This window comes from Chryseobacterium capnotolerans (genome assembly GCF_021278965.1).
In the GTDB taxonomy this organism is placed as follows: Bacteria; Bacteroidota; Bacteroidia; order Flavobacteriales; family Weeksellaceae; genus Chryseobacterium; species Chryseobacterium capnotolerans.
Genome location: NZ_CP065589.1, coordinates 2,260,874 through 2,275,938, shown reverse-complemented (window position 1 = coordinate 2,275,938; position 15,065 = coordinate 2,260,874). Strand labels below are relative to the sequence as shown.

Below are 15,065 nucleotides of genomic sequence, written 5' to 3'. Positions count from 1 at the left end.
GCTACCTCTGACGGCAACATTGGAATGACCTATGTAAATAGCTTTTATTTTCGGGGTTTAAATGATGCAGATATGGAAATAACAGTTTTAGACATTCAGATTTTAAAAGCATTGCATGGGGAAGTTAAGGAAGTTTCCAATTTGATAGCGGAAATGACTGCACCATACAAAGCATTGCAACAGGCAACGAAATGGCTCGACCAACAGGAAGTCTGCCAACTGCTCAATATCAGCAAAAGAACATTGCAGACGTACAGGGTTAAAGGCATTCTTGGGGCAACGCAAATCAATCGGAAGACGTATTTCAGGTTATCCGAAGTGGAATTACTTATGCAGGGAGAGCGACCATCAAAAAAGCAAAAGAAATGAAACAGATTGGAAATTCAAACGAGGATATGCTTGCTCTGCTCGAAGCTGTGGTAGGCATCAAAAATGAACTGCTGTATATAAGGGAATATTTCCACCCTTTATTGAAAGGGGAAATCTATCTTTCAGGCGAACAGGTTTGCCAGATGTTACACATTAGCAAACGGACGTTGCAACAATACAGAGATGACGGACTGATACCTTTTATCAAACTCGAACGGAAAATCCTTTTCCGTGAAAGCGATATTATAAAAGTGTTGGAAGATAACTATCAGCGTTAGCCGATTGTTTGAAACTGTAACCGTATCAGTCAATTAAAGAAACAGCCCACTGCTTAAAGCAGTGGGCTTTGGTATTATTACATTTCTATCATTCCATTATTTAATATACTACCAAAATAGCAAGTCAAATTTGATGAAATTTTTTCAAAGACATTAGGAATATAGTCTGATATATTTTCAACAGTCAATTCCTTTTCGATAGGATAATTATGATATGTATTAAGGTAGTTTTTTATATCATATTTCTCCGTATCATTGAGTTTTTCAAAGGGGTTTTGAGCCGTGTAGTTGTGGAAATCTGACAAATGAATGGAAGCACAACCAAATTTATATACATATTGAATATACCCATAAAATTCATTTGCCTTCCCAACCATATCTTTATCTGTTATTTGTTTCCATTTGTTATTTGACGTTAAAACGGTCCATTTCTCTCCTGACAAAGTCTGGTTCATCATTCTTTCTCGTTCATCGAAATCGGATATTCTACCTAAATACATTACTCTGATAAAAGAGTCCAACTCTTGTCTTAATATAGAAACGCAGTTGCCAAATAATCCTTGTGAAAATAAAAGTGTCAATGCTTTTTTATTTTCTTCACTTCTATTCTGAATTAGTGAAATATATTTTTGTCTTATATCCGCCATTATTTGAAGCATTTTTTCTAATAGCTAAAGTACAAAAAAAGCCAATGCTTATATCATTGACTTTCCTTGGTTACTTTATAGATTTCAGAGTTGCGAAACAAAAGAGCGTTCCATACCTTTAAATTTATGCGATACTTTTTGCATATCCTTACCAACTTTCTCGTTGAGTATCTTGGCGTAAATTTGTGTGGTAGCAATATTTTTATGCCCTAACATTTTGCTCAAACTCTCGAGCGGAACGCCCTCGCTCAAAAACAGCGTGGCAAACGTATGGCGTGCTAAATGAAAGGTTACTTTCTTTTCTTTCAGGCATTCAATCTGTTGTGATATTCTCTTTAGGCTATCATTACAGACTGTATTTGATGGAACAGGAAATACCTTTCCATCCTTTGAAAATCCTGCATATTTTTCGATAATCATTTTGGGAATATCCAACAGCATAACATTTGACGATGTGGCTGTTTTTTTCTACGTATGATAATCCACTGGTTACTGTCAAAGAAATCCTGAATATTGCTGTTTCTAAGCCCTTTCATATCTGAATAGGAAAGACCAGTAAAGCAACTGAAAACAAACAGGTCTTTAACCAATTCGTCTTTCTTTTTCTCGCAGTTGAACGTTACAAGCTGTTCTAACTCGTTCCGCAACAGATAACCTCTGTCTTTGTCCTTTTTGGTGTTCTTATACTCGCTGAACGGATTAAAAGCAAGATGCTTTCTGCTCATTGCCAATCGGCAAAGTGTGGTAAAGCCAATCATATACAGCCAAATCGTGTTATGTGTCAAGCTTTGGTCATCACGTAGGTAGTAATCAAAGTCCTGTACAAAATCAGGAGTAAGGTCGTTAAAAGACACATCGGAGTAACCGTATTTTGTAAGTACAAAATTGCGAAGATGTCTTAATAGTGTTTTATACTTACTTCGTGTTCCATTTACCCGAAGCCCGCTATTGACCTTTTTCTCATAGTCGGAAAGAAACTGTTCATAGAACTTGAAAAAGGTCATTTCTCCGCTTTCCATACCGAGGAAGGCATTTTTAAGTTTAGTACTGTTTACAGCCCCCTCGTTCTTCAGAATTTTGGAATAGCATTCCTCAATGCCCAAACGAATTTTATCAAGCTTGCCGTTCACATCTTGGGCTTCTCGGCTTTTACCTAAAACCCTGCCGTACTTCAAATCCCAATTTGATGCAGAAATATCCAGCTTGGTACTGAATGCAGACTGATTACCGTTTATGGTAATTCTGCACATAACCGTAACTTTCCCGTTCTTCTTCGGGGCATTCTTTTTAAGGTAGAAAAGAACCTTAAACGTTGATTTTTTTGTCGTTTCCATACTCACAATTCTTAATGATAAAATTAAACCTATGTGAGCTACGGAACAATATGAAAAAATATGCAGAAAGCTGAAATACAGTGTTTTATATCGATTGTTTCGAATATTTAAAAGTAACGTTTTAGTAACCTTACTTTTGCCTAACCTCGCTTTTTTCTGCTTTTTACATCATTACCAAAAAATCAAAAACGATTGTAAAGCCTTTATTTACAATCGTTTTACCTGTTATTAATCTTTGATGTATTTTTACTGAAAATTTATTTTAAATAAGCTTATAAATTAATAGATATAGAGTTTGAGTAACAAAAGTATTTTGTTATTTGTGATGACTTGGTTTCTTCAACCTTCAGCGTATAATAACACAAATACAATATCCATCCTACAGCTCTCTTTAATTTCTTATAAAAATAAATTTCCATTTGTATATATGTATTTAACTACGTAGTTTTATACTTTAAAAATCAAACACTATGAAATTGCAGATTCAACCCATAGGAAATGCTTACTCGGAACAACTTATTGATCTGATTCTGACTATTCAGCAAAAAGAGTTTAATATTTCCATTACAGTTGACGATCAACCTGATTTGAAGCAGATTGAAAGTTTCTATCATGAGGCTGGGGGAAACTTTTGGGGTGCTTTTATAGACGGAGAATTGGTAGGTTCTATCGCCTTGGTAAAATTTGATGAAAGAGCAGGAGCGATAAGAAAGATGTTTGTAAAAAAAGATTTCAGAGGCAGAGAATTGAATATTGCTCAAATTTTATTGGAAGTCTTAATTGCTTTTTGTCGTGACAACGGGATTGATGACCTATATTTGGGAACCATCACAGTATTGAAAGCGGCTCAGCGTTTTTATGAAAGAAATAATTTTGAGAAGATAAAAAAGAAAACCTTCCGGAGCGTTTTCCATTAATGAGTGCTGACGATATTTTTTATCACCTACACATTGACTGAATATGAATGTTATCAACGAAGCAGGAATTCTAGCGATATCTACAAGACTCCATCGCCTCAGTGAACAGCTGAGAAAAGATGGAGCACTCATCTATAAAGCCTTTGGGATTGATTTCGAACTCAAATGGTTTCCCGTCATTTATACTATTTACCAAAAGGAACTGGCCAGTGTTGTAGAGATTGCCAATGAAATAGGATATACTCATCCATCCACTATTACACTTCTCAAAGAATTGGAAAAGCAGGAGTTGATAGTATGGAAAAAAGACAAGCAGGATGAACGTAAAAGATTATTTAATCTTACTTCCAAAGGAAAAGAGCTTATTGAAAAGATGAAACCGGTATGGGAACTGATGTCACAAATATTAGGAGACATTTCTGATAATCAGAATAACTTGCTGGCCGCTATTAATGAAGCAGAAGAAAAAATTGCCAATCAGTCTTTTTATCAGAGAGCGTTGCAGCTTAAAAAATTTAAAGTAAAGATTAACTTTTTATAAAGAGTTTTAACTAAAATTTAACATCCATGTTACTGATAATCTGATGGTAACGTGGATTTTTTTTTATTCGGGAGTCATTGGGAAGCCCTGCTGAAAAGACATTGCAAAATTCAATGTCGTAGTTCTACTACAATTTTTCAAATAATAGGCAATTCATTTTGTGGTGAATATTTAAGGTGATATATTGGCTCTACCAAAATCACTGAAAAACTTATGAAAAAATATAAAAATCAATCCTGTAAAAAAGTGCTTCCAGGTACTTAAATTTGGAATTATTTTCTGAAAATTCCAATTGCACCCATCTCGGATCAATCATTAAAAAAGCTTGTTCAAGAGGCCGTTTCAAGCTGCCGATTGGTTCTTTGAGTTAAAGGGTCTCACCTACAAAGGTAGAATATCCAATTAAGTCATACACCAAAAAAAAAGATGTCATGTTTCAGGAACAGAATAATCTTCCCAAGCCGGAAATAGATTCAGACAAGACAGGGTTTGTAAACAAAATCCAAGACAATAAAAAGATCAAAGAAGTAAAGAAAGCTGCTTCAAAAGTAAATAATGCAGCCAATGTGGTGAATACAGGAAAGCAATTCCTGAATCAGCCATTATTACCCAATGAACCCTCCATTATTAAAGAAAAGCTTTGGACAAAACAACCTACTTCCAAAATATTTAATGCAGACAGCATTCCGGAAAGTGCTATCGCAGGAATCAACCGCGTTGTAAAGCTTGATATCCATGTGGAAGGCAAACCCATCAAATATTTCAAACACTTTAAACTTACTCAAAGTGCTACTAAGCATCATGAGTTTGAGCTTATTCTTGCCCACGATACTTTAGGAAGTGCAGAAAATCATAACCTTGAAGAAGTGCAGAATTTTCTGGGAAAAAGAATTACGATTGTTTTCAAATATAAAGATGTTGAAGGCGGAGCCGAACGAAACTTTGTAGGAGTTGTCACGGAAGTTGGATTCAGTCAGGAAAAAGGCAGTCTTGGCAATCTTGTTTTGTCAGGTTTCAGTCCAACGATCTTGTTAGATGCAGCACCTCACATTCAAAGTTTTGGAGGGGCAAAACCTATCAGTTTAAACAGTATCGCCAATGATGTCATTAAAGAAGGGTTAGGACAGGGAAAATTTGATTTCAGGGTAGATGCCCGCCATGGCAATGTATCTTACAGCTCTCAATATGGAGAAACACACTATAACTATTTGGCAAGAATGGCGGAAGCGTATGGAGAACAATTTTTCTACGATGGAGAAGTTTTACATTTCGGACAGCTTCCACCACAGGAAAAACCTGTATTGCTGACCTATGGTAGTAACCTGACTGATATTAAAATTAAAATGAAAGCTCAGCATGTAAATCCTTCGTTTTATGGGTATAACAGCAGTAAAAACGAAAAGTTTAAAGGCGGAAGCTCAAAAATTAATCATACTTCAGATATTGCAAAACGTGCATACGAAATCTCTGAAAAAACCTTTCAAACCCCATCTTTAAGAGTAGCTCCCATCAAAGCTTCATCCTTTATGGATATTGATGCTTCTCAAAAGGAACAGCAGGAAGCAATGCTTCACAGGTTTTTATTACTTCCGGAAATACCACAGTCCCGTTTCTATATCCGGGATGTATTGCAGACATTCAAATGCGTAAAACAGATACCAACGATACTTCTTATTTTACAAAATTAATGCTCATAGAGGTAACCCATGAAGTGGACGCCCGCGGGTATTATGACGGATCTTTTCAGGCGATAGCTTCCGATACCGGATATATTCCAAGACCGGAATTTACAGTTCCTGTAGCAGAACCACAATTTGGAAAAGTAATTTCCAATACCGATCCTGATAATCAAGGCCGTGTACAGGTTCAGCTTGACTGGCAGAATGGGCAGGACACTACCGAGTTTATTCGTGTAATGTCTCCAGATGCCGGAAGCAGTGATAAAGTTGGGAAGAATCGTGGCTTTATGTCTATTCCTGAAGTAGGAGATCAGGTTATTGTCAACTTTGTACATCTTCATCCGGACCGTCCTTTTGTAATGGGCGGAATGTATCATGGCGGAATTGGAGCGGGTGGTGGTACTGGTAACAATGTTATGAGTTTCAGCGGCCGAAGTGGTGCTGAACTGAAGTATGACAATGGTGCCGGATCTATGAATCTTAAAGACCAGGGTGGGGCTAATATGTTCTTTGATGGAGCAGGAAATGCAACCACAAACGCCAATAAAAATAAAGAAGTCAACGTAGGGAATGATAACACCGTAAGAGCAGGAAATACCAATATGATTAACGTAGCTGATGCTTCGGTTCTTCAGATGGATAAAACCGGGAAAGTATCTCTTACGGCCAATACAGAATTTAAAATTGTGGTGGGAGCCAGTACTGTGATTATTGATAAAGAGGGAAAAATTACCATCAATGGAAAAGAAATAAAGGTAGATGCCAAAGAAAGTCTGGATCTTTCAGGAAAAGACAGTACTAAAATAGGGGGTAAAAATGTAGTGATGACAGGAGGGGATGAAGTACAAGTTAACAGTAAAAAAGTAAATATTAATAAGTAGAAGAATGGAGATTGGAAAAGAATACCTCTACAATACTGCTATTACCGGAAAAACCAAAGTACACAGTCTGGACAGCAATTATAAGATCAATATCAAAACATCAGTAATTTATAAAGGAAAAGATCCCGATGAAGATTATCACATTTTTGAAATCACAGAGACAGATTATGCCTTAGAAATGTATGAAGATCCATTAATTGTTCAGATTACTGAAATGACCAATAAAGTTTGCAGTATCTACAGTACTCTGGAAGTTGGGATCAATAAAAAAGGAGAAATTGCCAAAATCTATAACGGGGATATGATCCGTGAAAAATGGAAAGGTGTAAAAGAATGGCTCACGAACGCTCATCCTATTGAAGCTTATGAAATTATACGGGCTAAAGAATATGAACTGACGAATGAAGAAATGGAAATAAAAAGTATTCGTTACATCCATTTTATCTATCAGTTCTTCTATATTTTTGGAAAAGAGCCCATGCAGGAAGGGTCTAAAAGCTATCTTAAAAGAGAAGATATGGACCGGTTTGGTGCTGGCATTGTAATCCCTATTAATCTTTCCGTATCGGAAAGACAGACGGAACAGGGTTTCGATGAATGGGATGCAGAAGGAAAGATGATTCGTGATGAAAAAATGATCCGAAGGTTACGGGAATTTGCAAAAGACAATTTTATGCATCCCGAATATCAAGTAAAAGGAAAATACCTGTATGATAACCGGATATTGTTAAAATCTGATTTTACCATTACTGAGAAACTGGGTGAATTTTTCTATTATCATTGTTATATGGATACTCATTTAGAATTGTAACATTATGGAAGATGAACAATATCTTACCGAAAAACATTATCTGGTCTGTGATAAAGGAGTAGCCCCGAAGCAAATGAAGGTAACCAGTCAGGATTTTGTAACCTTCAGTGGAGATAAAGCTGCTACAGAACTGGATACCCTGAAAGGTAATAACTTTGTCTGCCTTGGAAGTGTTGCTTTTATGGCAGGAGCCGTAGCTGGAATTGCTGTGGGGATTTGCGCCATGATTCCTGGACCAGGCTGGTTGGTTGCTGCCATTATTGCTGCCGCTATTTTAGCTGCAGTTGCAATAGGCCTCATAAAATGTAAAGCTGCAGCTTCCCAAAGAGTCTGGACCAATACCTCTCAAAAATTTGCTATACAGGATCATAAAACACTTACTCTTTCATCCATTATGGTTTGTCCGGCAGAAGGTGGAACCATAACAGCCAAAGAAACCGTTTGGGAAGCGTGGGGAAGTGCTGCTCTTACCAACCTGGGACATGTTGCCAACTTTGCTTTTGGATTTCTTGCCGGGCGAGGAGCAGTTGGGATGGTAGGGGAGCCGCAGGTGCAACTTCTGCCGCAGGAGCAACAGGATTACGACAAACAGTGACTACTTTTGGTCGTGAATTTGGTCGCCAGTTTGCCAATACAGCACGAAAAGAATTAATAGAACAGTTCACTTTTAAAGGGTTTAAAAATGCATCATTATTCTGTAAGACCATGCGTGGACTGGGAATTGGAGGAGCTTATTACGACCAGTACAGTATCTGGAGCAGTGATAAAGATGTTCTTGAAAAACTGAAAGACAGTGGAGTAAGTCTTGTATTGGGAATTTTTGCAGCAAAAGGAGCTACACTGGTTTGTTTTCCTGCAGGAACAAAAGTTCATACACCGAATGGAATGCAGAATATTGAAGACCTTTATGAAGATGATCTTGTCTTAACCTATAACGAAACTACTAAACAGCAGGAATATAAACCTATCCTTACAAAGCATGAAAGGTTTACCCAGCAAATGCTTTCTTTGGAGCTACCCACCGGAGAATTCGTACGTGTTACTCCTGAACACCGCTTTTTCTGTAATGATGAATGGATAGAAGCCGGAAGTCTGAAAGCAGGAGACTTGTTACATTTGAAAGGTGGAGATTATACAACAGTGATCAGCATAGAAGTCTTGCCACATTACGAAAAAGTTTATAATTTTGATATTGAGGATAATGAAAACTATTATGTAACCGAAGATGGAATTCTGGTGCATAATGGGTATGGTGAGAGACAAATTACTCAAGCAGAATATGATGCATTAAGAAAAAAAAACTCCTAGTCGACCAATACAAAAACATGTAAATGAAGGAGTAACACTTCCGATGGCAGACCCTGCTTTACCAGGGCTAACAATTGATAAAAGTTTACATGCTGATCACATTGTTTCAATGGATGAAATAAGTAGAATGGATGGCTTCGGAAAATTAACAAAGGAGCAACAAATTACAGTATTAAACAACAAAGGGAATTTTAAAGGCTTAAGTGAAACTGCAAATACATCTAAAGGAAGTAAATCATACGAGGAATGGACAGAATACAAAAAAGAAGGTATTAAGGTTGATGAAAACTTCAGACAGGAAATGATGAAAAAAGCAGAAGAAATGCGAACTACTATACAAGAACAAATCAATAACTTTTTAAAGGATAAATAATGAATATTCAAGAAATTTTCAATGATAATAATTTAAAAAATGCTGTTTTTTTAAATGCAGAGAGCAAACAATACAATATTCTACCTAAGAATTGGCAAGAAATTCTTAACACAAATAATTCTAATGATAAACTAAAAATAATTCATAATTATTGGCGGCCTTTTGCAGATAAATTACCTAAAATTTTTAGAATCATTACACAAGACCTAATTGATGCATATATAGTTGATGATGATGGGCAAATAAAAATGATTTATATTTTTGAAAGTAACGGTGATATTATTACTTATCAAGGAGAGTTACCTACAACAACCAGTGAGTTTTTGATAAAACTACCATCTGAAATTGCAGACTTTTATAAACAAATCCACAATGGTTGGAATGATTCTATAAATGGAGGACTTGGTTTCGTTGCTTTAGATGATATAAAATATTTAGATGAGTTCGAATGGGGAATCCTACCAGAAATTAAGAATTTAGAAATTGATTTATCAAAAACTTATTATGTATTCCACAATGGTGCAGGTGGATATATTTGTGTCTATTACAATGGAACTGATTTTGAGTATTTAGTTTGGTGGAAAGATGAGCAGCCAACTTATAATATTAATTTTTGGTCATATTTTGATGCTTGGGTTCAAGTTAATTTTGGTTATGATGAACTTTAAAATGCCTGCTCATTTTTTTTAGTAATATAAAATCCAATAAAGTTGGAGAAATATTGGGGGAAATAACAAAATAAAAGAGGCTGTCTCAAAAGTACCCCCTCTCTCGAACTCCTGTCTGACAACTTTTGTTGTTTAGGAGATTTTCAGAGCGTTAGTTTACCTTTTGAGACAACCTCTTTTTCATTGTGGTTCCATCTGCTATTGGACTCATAAAATGTAAAGCCGCAGCTTCCCAAAGAGTCTGGACCAATACCTCTCAAAAATTTGCTATACAGGATCATAAAACACTTACTCTTTCATCCATTATGGTTTGTCCGGCAGAAGGTGGAACCATAACAGCCAAAGAAACCGTTTGGGAAGCGTGGGGAAGTGCTGCCCTTAACAACCTGGGACATGTTGCCAACTTTGCTTTTGGATTTCTTGCCGGGCGAGGAGCTGTAGGTATGGTAGGCGGAGCTGCCGGAGCAACTTCGGCCGCAGGAGCAACAGGATTACGACAAACAATGACTACTTTTGGTCGTGAATTTGGTCGCCAGTTTGCCAATACAGCACGAAAAGAATTAATAGAACAGTTTACTTTTAAAGGGTTTAAAAATGCATCATTATTCTGTAAGACCATGCGTGGACTGGGAATTGGAGGAGCTTATTACGACCAGTACAGTATCTGGAGCAGTGATAAAGATGTCCTTGAAAAATTAAAAGACAGTGGAGTAAGTCTTGTATTGGGAATTTTTGCAGCAAAAGGAGCAACACTGGTTTGTTTTCCTGCAGGAACAAAAGTTCATACACCGAATGGAATGCAGAATATTGAAGACCTTTATGAAGATGATCTTGTCTTAACCTATAACGAAACTACTAAACAGCAGGAATATAAACCTATCCTTACAAAGCATGAAAGGTTTACCCAGCAAATGCTTTCTTTGGAGCTACCCACTGGAGAATTCGTACGTGTTACTCCTGAACACCGCTTTTTCTGTAATGATGAATGGATAGAAGCCGGAAGTCTGAAAGCAGGAGACTTGTTACATTTGAAAGGTGGAGATTATACAACAGTGATCAGCATAGAAGTCTTGCCTCATTACGAAAAAGTTTATAATTTTGATATTGAGGATAATGAGAACTATTATGTTACTGAGGATGGGATTTTGGTACATAATGGTAGATATAGAGCTATAGATAAAGCACAGCAATACGAAGATGATATTCAAGATTTATATGGGGGAGCTGCAAATTTTAATTCAAGACAATATACTGCGATAGTTGATGGGCAATTAGTAAACGGTGTTGCTGATAATGTTGCTGTTATTAATGGGAAAAATGTAGCTATTGAGGCTAAATTTGTAGAAGATTGGAACAAGTCTTTAAGAAATCCTTTGGATACTAAACCTTGGGCAATAGCTGAACAAAACAAAATGCTTGACCAAGCAAAAAAATATTCTAATGCTTTTGATGAAGTTATATATCACACAAATAGCCAAGAACTGGCAGATCATTATTCACAAGTCTTTAGTCAAAATGGTATTACTAACGTAAGATTTGAAATAACACCTTAATTATTATGAAAATAGAAAATGTGATTCTTCCAGGAAAAGAAGAATTTGATTTTAGAGAGTACAGATACATTTATATTCAAAGTGGTAATGGAAAAATTACAAAAGATAATTTTGTTAATATAATTGCATCTGCCAATTCACCTTTAATCCCCAAAACAGGTGGTGTTTTAAATGAGAATTTTATTATAATTACTCCGGATAACAAGCACTTTTATGGGTTATCCTATTCAAAAGATTTAATTGGATGGAGGGAACAGATTGAAAAAGGGATAGTAATACTTGATCTAAATATAGGGGAAATTAAGGATGGAAAATATTTTTCTATACTTAATGGAGAAAAATATAAATTAGAAGATTGTCAGTTTGAACGTTATAATTTTTATGATGAAACAGGTAATTTAATAAAGTCCAACACTCCTGTAGAAAAAGAAAAAATATTATAAAAATTAGACTGTCTGTTATGACAGTCTAATTTTTTACCTCATTACGAAAAAGTTTATAATTCTGATATTGAGGATAATGAAAACTATTATGTAACTGAAGATGGGATTCTTGTGCATAATGGGTATGCAGCAGGTTCGCCGGAACATAAAGCTGCACGATGGGAAGAGTATCAGGCAAATGGAGGCAAATGGGATTATGATAGATGGAGTAATGTTTATGATGCCAACATGTTAAATGCAAAAAGGGGTAATGCTGCAGCGGACGCATATAGAGATCAACTTGGCTGGGGTAAAAGAGAGGTGACGGTTGATGTAAATGGAACACCAAGAAGATTAGATATAGCAGATATTGATGATATGCGTGGTGTAGAGGTTAAGTCAGGAGATTATTTTTCAAGAACAGAAGAAATAAGATCAGAAATAGCAAGAGACAAGCAGCTTGTTGAGCAAGGATGGGATATTGAATGGAGAATAGAAGGAGGAGCAAGTCAGCCATTGTTAGATGAGTTAAAAGAGGCTGGAATTAAGGTCACACATATAAAATAAAAAATTTGAAATAAGATGAAAAATATTACAATTGAAGATTTTGAAGAGTGGATTTTTGCATTATCAGATAAAGAAGAAGAATTTAAAGAAATTTTTAAAAATGAAAATAATATTGATTTAGATTATTCAATAGATTCTTTAGATTATGTTGAGAAATGGCTGTTAGAGAAGTTTAAAACAAAAGAAAATTTGTTGGCTGAAGAAAATAAAGAAATCTTTGACCTTATTGTAAGCTATATTGGAGGAGTATTTAGAAGAAATTTAGAAGGGAAATGGGAAATTGATTTAAAAAATGAAAAAAATGCTTACTATAGGTTGCCCGTTATTGTAAATGAACAAGTACCATCTCCAGTTTCTCCACATACTTTAATAACTGCTTCTTTTAGTAGAAATAAAGGGAATTTTATATCTACTGTATTAAAAAATACTATAAAATCCAAAAGTAATAATTAATTAAAAAGAATGATAGCAAAAGGGAATGTTTGAAACATTTCCTTTTTTATGTTCAATAGGCTTATAATTTTATAATGAAAACTATTGTGTTACTGAGGATGGGATTTTGGCACATAATGGGTATAATAATGCTGCTAATAATTTAGATAATGATCCTCCAGGTACTTTTAGAGATAGTAATGGTAAATTAAGAATGAAGAAATGAAGACGGCACATATGCTAAAGACCCTAATACTAAATCAAAACCAAAAGGAGAAGATGATTACTCAAGGAGTATGGCAGAAAGGAGAAAAGCATTACTTAGAGATGCAGATGACCCGGCTGCAGATTTAACTGATGATACTCGAAAATTCATAAAAGAAAATAATGGAAACAAAGTCCCTGATAATTATGAAGTTTCCCATGAAGAACCACTTTATACCAGAAAAACAAAAGAAGGTAAATCTGAGATTGATGTTGCAGATAATATGAAAACACAACCAAAAGATACACATAGAGCAAGACATAAAATATGTGGAGATCAGTATCATGAATTTGGTCCGGCAAATAAACCTAAGATTTTAAAATAGTAAAATTATGATAGATAATAAAAACCAGCAACTTACTATAGATTATGAAAAAGCAAATGAAACAGATAGTTTCAAGGTGCATAATGATTTTTTAAATTCTTTATTAAGTGATTCTTCGGAAAAAGGAATGGAACTGCATTATTCTTTTTTTCAAGACACTTCTAATAGTGATTTGAAAAGAATATTAGGAAAAGGTTTTTTAAAGAGAGGAGAAAGTGGATTAGAATTTTTAGTACAAAAGTTAAAGGTGGAAAAAGATTCATTAAAAAATCTAATATTATACATCTTATAGGGCTTTCTTATAATAAAAAATATTTACCCTATATCATTCCTTATTTGAAAGATAATGATGAAGATGTAAGGTATAAAGCAATAGTAGCTATTGGCTGGCTAGGAGATTCTTCTACGATAAATGTTCTGGAAAATAATTTTGATATAGAAAAAGAAAATCTGTTACGCGGATTTACAATCACAGCGATGCGTCAAATTTATTTTCGTAATCCTGATACAAAAGAAAGTATTTTATCTTTTATATTGAGTAAAATAAAGATAGAATCTGATGAAGAAGTTTTAGCAATTATGATTGCAGTAATTCAAGATCTTACTAAAACAAAATTTGGTCTAAAAGAAGATCCCAATACAGGTGAAATTTCTGGAGATATAGTAAAATCTAAAGAAAAAATTATAAAAAAATTAATCCATGAATAAATTATTTTATAATGATGAATATTTAAATGAAGAAATTACTTCTAATAATGCTATTGAAGTAACTCTTGATGATGTCCTGAATAGATTTTATAATTTATCCGAAACCGATGGAAGCTTTTTAGGAATTAAAAATGAATTTAATAAAATAAGACAATTTGCATGGATAAACGATAATGTTTGGCAGCTGGATATTCCTGAAATAACAGAAATGGGTTCTTATCAAAAAGAATGTACATATGAAGAGTGTGTAACAATTATTAAATCTTTATTTCAAAATAGCTCTTGGCAGATACCAGAAGGAGTTTTTTTTCAAAAGTGGTAATAGGTAGAAGATTGTCAGTTTGAACGTTATAATTTTTATGACGAAACAGGTAATTTAATAAAACTCAACACTCCTATAGAAAAAGAAAAAATATTATAAAAATCAGACTGTTATAGACAGTCTGATTTTTTTATCCCATTACAAAAAAGTTTATAATTTTGATATTGAGGATAATGAAAACTATTATGTAACTGAAGATGGGATTCTTGTGCATAATGGGTATAAACCAGAAGCAGGAAGTCCTGAGCATAGAGCTCAAGCGTGAGAGGATTACCAAGAACGAGGAGGAGAATGGAGTAAAGATAGATGGGACAAAACTTATGATGCCAATATGCAAAATGCAAACAAAGGGAATGCAGCAGCAGATAGTTATCATAATGAATTAGGTTGGGGAGCTCGAGAACAAACCGTTAAAGTGAAAATTGATGGAGAAGAAGTTAATAGAAGGTTAGATATTGCAGACGTAGACGCCAAAATGGGAGTTGAAGTAAAATCAGGAAACTATTTTTCCAGAACAGATGATATTAAATACGAAATATTAAGAGATAAACAGCTTGTAAAAGATGGGTGGGATATTGAATGGAGAATTGAGGGAGGAGCAAGCCAACCATTAATAGACGAACTAAAAGCAGCAGGAATCAAAGTTACTCATATTAAATAATTAT

Annotated in this window: 19 protein-coding genes and 3 pseudogenes; 20 read left to right on the top strand and 2 right to left on the bottom strand. The window is 34.8% G+C overall.

What is annotated here, in order from left to right; translation table 11 throughout:
- Nucleotides 1–72: 72 nt before the first annotated feature.
- Both H5J24_RS10865 and H5J24_RS10860 read left to right on the top strand, forming a co-directional pair.
- The gene (locus H5J24_RS10865) at nucleotides 73–369 is read left to right on the top strand and encodes a helix-turn-helix domain-containing protein (protein WP_034868167.1); all 297 of its coding nucleotides are present in this window, start codon (nucleotides 73–75) and stop codon (nucleotides 367–369) included.
- Nucleotides 366–647, top strand: coding sequence for a helix-turn-helix domain-containing protein (locus H5J24_RS10860; protein WP_034868152.1), 282 nt, complete (start codon nucleotides 366–368; stop codon nucleotides 645–647). The genes H5J24_RS10865 and H5J24_RS10860 overlap by 4 nt, the downstream gene beginning before the upstream one ends.
- Nucleotides 648–724: 77 nt before the next feature.
- Here the strand turns inward: H5J24_RS10860 and H5J24_RS10855 are convergent, their stop codons facing one another.
- A complete protein-coding gene (locus tag H5J24_RS10855) occupies nucleotides 725–1,294 on the bottom strand; it encodes a hypothetical protein (RefSeq protein ID WP_034868166.1) in 570 nt (189 codons plus the stop codon).
- A gap of 84 nt (nucleotides 1,295–1,378) precedes the next feature.
- Nucleotides 1,379–2,628: pseudogene (locus H5J24_RS10850) on the bottom strand (site-specific integrase).
- Between the two features lie 470 nt (nucleotides 2,629–3,098).
- Between H5J24_RS10850 and H5J24_RS10845 the strand changes: the two are divergent.
- The 18 genes and pseudogenes from H5J24_RS10845 to H5J24_RS10760 all read left to right on the top strand — a co-directional run bounded on the left by H5J24_RS10845 (nucleotide 3,099) and on the right by H5J24_RS10760 (nucleotide 15,061).
- Nucleotides 3,099–3,545: a GNAT family N-acetyltransferase gene (locus H5J24_RS10845; protein ID WP_232816302.1), complete on the top strand. Its 447-nt coding sequence runs from the start codon at nucleotides 3,099–3,101 to the stop codon at nucleotides 3,543–3,545.
- Nucleotides 3,546–3,588: 43 nt separating this feature from the next.
- On the top strand, nucleotides 3,589–4,086 hold the full coding sequence (locus H5J24_RS10840; RefSeq protein WP_232816301.1) for a MarR family winged helix-turn-helix transcriptional regulator: 498 nt from the start codon (nucleotides 3,589–3,591) through the stop codon (nucleotides 4,084–4,086).
- A gap of 431 nt (nucleotides 4,087–4,517) precedes the next feature.
- Nucleotides 4,518–6,646 (top strand): annotated as a pseudogene (locus H5J24_RS10835) (type VI secretion system Vgr family protein).
- A gap of 4 nt (nucleotides 6,647–6,650) precedes the next feature.
- Nucleotides 6,651–7,457: a hypothetical protein gene (locus tag H5J24_RS10830; RefSeq protein ID WP_068943173.1), complete on the top strand. Its 807-nt coding sequence runs from the start codon at nucleotides 6,651–6,653 to the stop codon at nucleotides 7,455–7,457.
- A 4-nt stretch (nucleotides 7,458–7,461) separates the two neighbouring features.
- Nucleotides 7,462–8,052 carry a PAAR-like protein gene (locus H5J24_RS10825; RefSeq protein WP_232816300.1) on the top strand — a complete coding sequence of 197 codons (591 nt, stop codon included), beginning with the start codon at nucleotides 7,462–7,464 and terminating at the stop codon, nucleotides 8,050–8,052.
- Nucleotides 8,049–8,765, top strand: coding sequence for a Hint domain-containing protein (locus H5J24_RS10820; RefSeq protein WP_232816299.1), 717 nt, complete (start codon nucleotides 8,049–8,051; stop codon nucleotides 8,763–8,765). Before H5J24_RS10825 ends, H5J24_RS10820 begins: the two co-directional genes overlap by 4 nt.
- A gap of 43 nt (nucleotides 8,766–8,808) precedes the next feature.
- On the top strand, nucleotides 8,809–9,138 hold the full coding sequence (locus tag H5J24_RS10815; RefSeq protein WP_232816298.1) for a hypothetical protein: 330 nt from the start codon (nucleotides 8,809–8,811) through the stop codon (nucleotides 9,136–9,138).
- Nucleotides 9,138–9,806 carry an SMI1/KNR4 family protein gene (locus H5J24_RS10810; RefSeq protein WP_082811200.1) on the top strand — a complete coding sequence of 223 codons (669 nt, stop codon included), beginning with the start codon at nucleotides 9,138–9,140 and terminating at the stop codon, nucleotides 9,804–9,806. The genes H5J24_RS10815 and H5J24_RS10810 overlap by 1 nt, the downstream gene beginning before the upstream one ends.
- 185 nt (nucleotides 9,807–9,991) lie before the next feature.
- Complete coding sequence (locus H5J24_RS10805; RefSeq protein ID WP_228407625.1) at nucleotides 9,992–11,359, top strand: Hint domain-containing protein; 1,368 nt, start codon at nucleotides 9,992–9,994, stop codon at nucleotides 11,357–11,359.
- Nucleotides 11,360–11,364: 5 nt separating this feature from the next.
- Entirely contained in the window at nucleotides 11,365–11,802 is a 438-nt protein-coding gene (locus H5J24_RS10800) for a hypothetical protein (protein WP_068943174.1), read from the top strand.
- 54 nt (nucleotides 11,803–11,856) lie between these two features.
- Nucleotides 11,857–12,348 (top strand): annotated as a pseudogene (locus tag H5J24_RS10795) (hypothetical protein); the annotation flags it as partial.
- Nucleotides 12,349–12,363: 15 nt separating this feature from the next.
- Nucleotides 12,364–12,801 (top strand): hypothetical protein, encoded by a 438-nt coding sequence (locus H5J24_RS10790; protein ID WP_068943176.1) that lies wholly within the window; start codon nucleotides 12,364–12,366, stop codon nucleotides 12,799–12,801.
- Nucleotides 12,802–13,076: 275 nt separating this feature from the next.
- Nucleotides 13,077–13,370: a hypothetical protein gene (locus H5J24_RS10785; RefSeq protein WP_068943177.1), complete on the top strand. Its 294-nt coding sequence runs from the start codon at nucleotides 13,077–13,079 to the stop codon at nucleotides 13,368–13,370.
- A 7-nt stretch (nucleotides 13,371–13,377) separates the two neighbouring features.
- On the top strand, nucleotides 13,378–13,662 hold the full coding sequence (locus H5J24_RS10780) for a hypothetical protein (RefSeq protein WP_232816297.1): 285 nt from the start codon (nucleotides 13,378–13,380) through the stop codon (nucleotides 13,660–13,662).
- A complete protein-coding gene (locus H5J24_RS10775) occupies nucleotides 13,554–14,078 on the top strand; it encodes a HEAT repeat domain-containing protein (protein ID WP_346729996.1) in 525 nt (174 codons plus the stop codon). Before H5J24_RS10780 ends, H5J24_RS10775 begins: the two co-directional genes overlap by 109 nt.
- A complete protein-coding gene (locus H5J24_RS10770; protein ID WP_068943179.1) occupies nucleotides 14,071–14,400 on the top strand; it encodes a hypothetical protein in 330 nt (109 codons plus the stop codon). Before H5J24_RS10775 ends, H5J24_RS10770 begins: the two co-directional genes overlap by 8 nt.
- Nucleotides 14,401–14,512: 112 nt before the next feature.
- On the top strand, nucleotides 14,513–14,665 hold the full coding sequence (locus tag H5J24_RS10765) for a hypothetical protein (RefSeq protein ID WP_346729995.1): 153 nt from the start codon (nucleotides 14,513–14,515) through the stop codon (nucleotides 14,663–14,665).
- Between the two features lie 66 nt (nucleotides 14,666–14,731).
- Nucleotides 14,732–15,061 (top strand): hypothetical protein, encoded by a 330-nt coding sequence (locus H5J24_RS10760; RefSeq protein ID WP_068943180.1) that lies wholly within the window; start codon nucleotides 14,732–14,734, stop codon nucleotides 15,059–15,061.
- The last annotated feature ends 4 nt before the right edge of the window (nucleotides 15,062–15,065 follow it).

Bases quoted from the DNA above. Each gene is read 5' to 3' on its own strand.
- H5J24_RS10865 (WP_034868167.1), top strand. From the start codon at position 73: ATGGAAATAACAGTTTTAGACATTCAGATTTTAAAAGCATTGCATGGG.
- H5J24_RS10860 (WP_034868152.1), top strand. From the start codon at position 366: ATGAAACAGATTGGAAATTCAAACGAGGATATGCTTGCTCTGCTCGAA.
- H5J24_RS10855 (WP_034868166.1), bottom strand. From the start codon at position 1,294: ATGGCGGATATAAGACAAAAATATATTTCACTAATTCAGAATAGAAGT.
- H5J24_RS10845 (WP_232816302.1), top strand. From the start codon at position 3,099: ATGAAATTGCAGATTCAACCCATAGGAAATGCTTACTCGGAACAACTT.
- H5J24_RS10840 (WP_232816301.1), top strand. From the start codon at position 3,589: ATGAATGTTATCAACGAAGCAGGAATTCTAGCGATATCTACAAGACTC.
- H5J24_RS10830 (WP_068943173.1), top strand. From the start codon at position 6,651: ATGGAGATTGGAAAAGAATACCTCTACAATACTGCTATTACCGGAAAA.
- H5J24_RS10825 (WP_232816300.1), top strand. From the start codon at position 7,462: ATGGAAGATGAACAATATCTTACCGAAAAACATTATCTGGTCTGTGAT.
- H5J24_RS10815 (WP_232816298.1), top strand. From the start codon at position 8,809: ATGGCAGACCCTGCTTTACCAGGGCTAACAATTGATAAAAGTTTACAT.
- H5J24_RS10810 (WP_082811200.1), top strand. From the start codon at position 9,138: ATGAATATTCAAGAAATTTTCAATGATAATAATTTAAAAAATGCTGTT.
- H5J24_RS10800 (WP_068943174.1), top strand. From the start codon at position 11,365: ATGAAAATAGAAAATGTGATTCTTCCAGGAAAAGAAGAATTTGATTTT.
- H5J24_RS10790 (WP_068943176.1), top strand. From the start codon at position 12,364: ATGAAAAATATTACAATTGAAGATTTTGAAGAGTGGATTTTTGCATTA.
- H5J24_RS10785 (WP_068943177.1), top strand. From the start codon at position 13,077: ATGGCAGAAAGGAGAAAAGCATTACTTAGAGATGCAGATGACCCGGCT.
- H5J24_RS10780 (WP_232816297.1), top strand. From the start codon at position 13,378: ATGATAGATAATAAAAACCAGCAACTTACTATAGATTATGAAAAAGCA.
- H5J24_RS10770 (WP_068943179.1), top strand. From the start codon at position 14,071: ATGAATAAATTATTTTATAATGATGAATATTTAAATGAAGAAATTACT.
- H5J24_RS10760 (WP_068943180.1), top strand. From the start codon at position 14,732: ATGCAAAATGCAAACAAAGGGAATGCAGCAGCAGATAGTTATCATAAT.